This window comes from Mitsuaria sp. TWR114, assembly GCF_007997345.1.
The window spans coordinates 1-4398 of the sequence record NZ_VOSR01000601.1 but is presented as its reverse complement, the minus strand read 5'-3'; the positions used below and the strand labels follow the sequence as shown (position 1 = coordinate 4398).

General features: G+C 69.4%; 2 protein-coding genes. Both read left to right on the top strand.

All coding sequences use genetic code 11. The features are described from left to right. Positions 1-154: 154 nt before the first annotated feature. Positions 155-2761, top strand: a complete 2607-nt coding sequence (locus FUT87_RS20450; protein ID WP_147242210.1) for a chitinase C-terminal domain-containing protein — start codon at positions 155-157, stop codon at positions 2759-2761. 46 nt (positions 2762-2807) lie between these two features. Continuing rightward, a partial coding sequence (locus tag FUT87_RS20445) for a glycosyl hydrolase family 18 protein (RefSeq protein WP_147242209.1) occupies positions 2808-4398 on the top strand: 1591 nt, incomplete at its 3' end.

Below are 4398 nucleotides of genomic sequence, written 5' to 3'. Positions count from 1 at the left end.
CGCCCGAGCGCCGCCGCCTTCGCCGGTTGAACGACCGGCGCTTTTTCTCCGAGTCCGACCGATTCCGCCGCGCTGCATCCGCAGTCGCCCGGCGCGGCGGCGCTCATCCCTGCAGTTTCCGAAGACAACGACAACACCCTTCAGGAGCCCCCCGATGAGACTTCATCCCTGTGCCCGCCCCCACCCGCTGCTGCCCTGGCTGATGCCGGTGGCGCTGGCCTTCGCCGGCAGTGCCGCGATGGCCTACGACTGCACCGGCGTCGCCGACTGGAACGCGACCACCGCCTACGGCGGCAACGCGATCGTCAAGCAGAACAACACCGCCTACCAGGCCAAGTGGTGGACGCAGAACAACCCGCCGGCCAGCAACTCCGGCCAGTGGGACGTGTGGAAGGTGCTCGGCGCCTGCGACGGCGGCGGCAATGGCACCAACAAGCCGCCAACGGTGGCACTGACCGCGCCGACCGCCGGCACGTCGCCGACCGCGGGCGACACGGTGACCCTCGCCGCGACCGCCGCCGACAGCGACGGCACCGTGGCCAAGGTCGGCTTCTACGTCAACGGCGCGCTGGTCGCCGAGGACAGCACCGCGCCCTTCAGCATCGGCTGGACCGCGCGCGCCGGCGTGGCCGACATCACCGCCCGCGCCACCGACGACAAGGGCGCCAGCACCGACAGCGCCGCCGTGCGCATCAGCGTGCAGGGCCAGGTCACCGGCGACGAGCGCTGCCGGCCCGAGGGCCTGGTCACCACCGCCGGCACCGCGCCCGCCTACTGCAAGGTCTATGACGACCAGGGCCGCGAGAAGATGGGCGCCGACAAGCCGCGCCGCATCATCGGCTACTTCACCAGCTGGCGCACCGGCAAGACCGGCCAGCCCGCCTTCCTCGCGCACCAGATCCCGTGGGCGCAGGTCACGCACATCAACTACGCGTTCGCGCATGTGGACGCGGCCAACAAGCTGTCCATCGGCAACACCGCCGACGCCGCCAATCCCGCCACCGGCCTGACCTGGCCGGGCATCGCCGGCGCGGAGATGGACCCGGCCTATCCCTACCAGGGCCACTTCAACCTGCTGAACAAATTCAAGAAGCAGTACCCGAACGTCAAGACGCTGATCTCGGTCGGCGGCTGGGCGGAGACGACCGGCTTCTACACGATGACGACCAACGCGGACGGCTCGGCCAACACGGCCGGCATCAACGCATTCGCGGACTCGGCAGTGGCCTTCCTGCGCCAGTACGGCTTCGACGGCGTCGACATCGACTACGAGTACCCGACCAGCATGAACAACGCCGGCAACCCGGTGGACTTCGCCATCAGCAACGCCCGCCGCGGCGCGCTGATGAAGAACTACGTGGTGCTGATGCGCACGCTGCGCGCGAAGCTGGACGCCGCCAGCCAGGCCGACGCGCGGCACTACCTGCTCACGATCGCGGCGCCCTCCTCCGGCTACCTGCTGCGCGGGATGGAGGCCTTCCAGGTCACCCAGTACCTGGACTACGTGAACATCATGAGCTACGACCTGCACGGCGCCTGGAACCAGTTCGTCGGCCCCAACGCGGCGCTGTACGACGACGGCAAGGACGCTGAGCTGACGGCCTGGAACTACTACTCGAGCAGCCAGTACGCGCGCATCGGCTACCTCAACACCGACTGGGCCTACCACTACTTCCGCGGCGCGATGCCGGCGGGCCGCATCAACATCGGCGTGCCCTACTACACCCGCGGCTGGCAGGGCGTGACCGGCGGCACCAACGGGCTGTGGGGCCAGGCGGCGCTGCCCGACCAGCGCAAGTGCCCGGCCGGCACCGGCGGCGGCACGGTGCAGAAGTGCGGCAACGGCGCCATCGGCATCGACAACCTCTGGCACGACCTCGATGTCTCCAGCAAGGAAGTGCCGGCGGGCTCCAACCCGATGTGGCATGCGATGAACCTCGCCTCCGGCCGCCAGGGCAGCTACCTCGCCGCCTACGGCCTGAACCCGGCGACCAATCCGGCCGACCGGCTCACCGGCAGCTACGTCCGGCACTACGACGCGACGCTGGTGGCGCCCTGGCTGTGGAACGCGCAGAAGCAGGTCTTCATCAGCACCGAGGACGAGCAGTCGCTCGGCACCAAGGCGCAGTACATCGCCGATCGCGGCATCGGCGGCGTGATGTTCTGGGAGTTCGCCGGCGACTACGCCTTCGACACCGCCCGCGGCGAATACTTCATCGGCAACACGCTGACCAGCACGCTCTACAACAAGCTCAAGACCGCCGGCGCCTACGGCAACCGGATGAGCGCGGCCAGCCTGCCCACCGACACGCTGGACATCGGCTTCGCGCTGAACGGCTTCGCGCTGGGCGATAGCAACTACCCGATCACGCCCAAGCTGACGCTGACCAACCACAGCGGCACCACCCTGCCCGGCGGCACGGAGTTCCAGTTCGACGTCCCGACCGCGATCCCGTCGACGGTGACCGACCAGAGCGGCTTCGGCCTGACGGTGATCGCCAATGGCTCGAACGCGGCCGGCCACAACGTCGGCGGGCTGAAGAACGACTTCCACCGCGCCAGCTTCAAGCTGCCCGCCTGGCAGAGCCTGGCGCCCGGCGCCAGCGTCACGCTGACCATCAACTACTACCTGCCCATGCCCATGCCCAGCAACTGGACGGTCACGTTCGGCGGCCGCAGCTACGCGCTGGCGCAGGAAGCGCGGCGCGGCGCGGTGCCCGCCGCCACCGCGGCCAGGACCTCCACCGCCGCCCGCAAGTGATTCAAGAACCTCCCCACCCACCCAACCTCGACATCAGGAGCTCGACATGAAGAACCGCATGGTCCGCCTCGGCGGCATCGCGCTGGCCGCGGCGATGGCCGCCGGCACCGCCCAGGCCTATGACTGCACCAACGTGCCCGAATGGTCCGCCTCGGCGATCTACACCGGCACGTCCAACAGCTATGCCAAGCAGAACAACATCGCCTACCAGGCCAAGTGGTGGACGCAGAACAACCCGCCGGCCAGCAACTCGGGCCAGTGGGACGTGTGGAAATCGCTGGGCGCCTGCGACACCGGCGGCGCCGACACCACGCCCCCGAGCGTGCCGGGCGGGCTGAGCTCCAGCAACATCACCACCAGCAGCATCACGCTGAGCTGGGCCGCGTCGACCGACGCCGGCAGCGGCGTCAACAACTACGAGCTGCTGCGCGGCGGCTCGCTGGTCGCCTCGCCCACCGGCACCAGCCACACCGACACCGGCCTGAGCGCCGGCACCGCCTACAGCTACCAGGTGCGCGCCAAGGACAAGGCCGGCAATGTCTCGGCGCTGAGCGCGGCGCTGCTCACCAGCACCGCCAGCGGCAACTGCGCCGCGGCGCCGGCCACGCCGGCCGGGCTGAGCTCGCCATCCAAGAGCGCCACCAGCGTGAACCTGGCCTGGAACGCCGTCGCCGCCGGTCCGAACTGCACGGTGCAGTACCGCGTCAACCAGGGCGCGACCCAGGTCGCGCAGGGCGCCGCCACCAGCGCCAGCGTCGCCAACCTGACACCCGACACCAGCTACACCTTCACCGTCAGCGCCTTCAACCAGGCCGGCAGCTCGCAGCCGTCGGCGCCGATCACGGTCAAAACCGACACCCAGACCGCCGGCGGCAAGGTGCTGCTGGGCTACTTCGCGCAGTGGGGCATCTACGGCCGCAACTACCACGTGAAGAACATCGACACCAGCGGCTCGGCGGCCAACCTCACGCACATCAACTACGCCTTCGGCAACGTGCGCAACAACCGCTGCGAGGTCGGCAAGGTCATCCCGAGCAACGAGAGCACCGGGGAAGGCGGCGACGCCTTCGCCGACTACAGCAAGGCCTACGGCGCCGACCTGAGCGTGGACGGCAAGGCCGACACCTGGGACCAGCCGCTGCGCGGCAGCTGGAACCAGCTCAAGAAGCTCAAGGCCAAGTACCCCAAGCTGAAGGTGCTGATCTCGCTGGGCGGCTGGACCTGGTCGCGCGGCTTCTCGAGCGCGGCGCGTCCGGAGAACCGGGTGGCCTTCGTGCAGAGCTGCGTGGACGCCTACATCAAGGGCAACCTGCCGGTGACCGACGGCGCGGGCGGCCCGGGCGCGGCGCTGGGCGTGTTCGACGGCATCGACCTCGACTGGGAGTACCCCAACGCCTGCGGCCTGGCCTGCGGCGCGGCCGAGGACCGGGAGAACTTCACCGCGCTGCTGGCGGAGTTCCGCAAGCAGCTCGACGCGGTCAAGCCGGGCCTGCTGCTGACGATCGCCTCCGGCGCCGGCGTGGACAAGGTGCGGGCCTACGACCCGGACAAGGTGCACCCCTACCTGGACTTCATCAACGTGATGACCTACGACTTCCACGGCGGCTGGGACACCATCACCGGCTTCCATTCGCCGC

Excerpts from the sequence above, each read along its gene's own strand:
- FUT87_RS20450 (WP_147242210.1), top strand. The coding sequence starts at position 155 with ATGAGACTTCATCCCTGTGCCCGCCCCCACCCGCTGCTGCCCTGGCTG.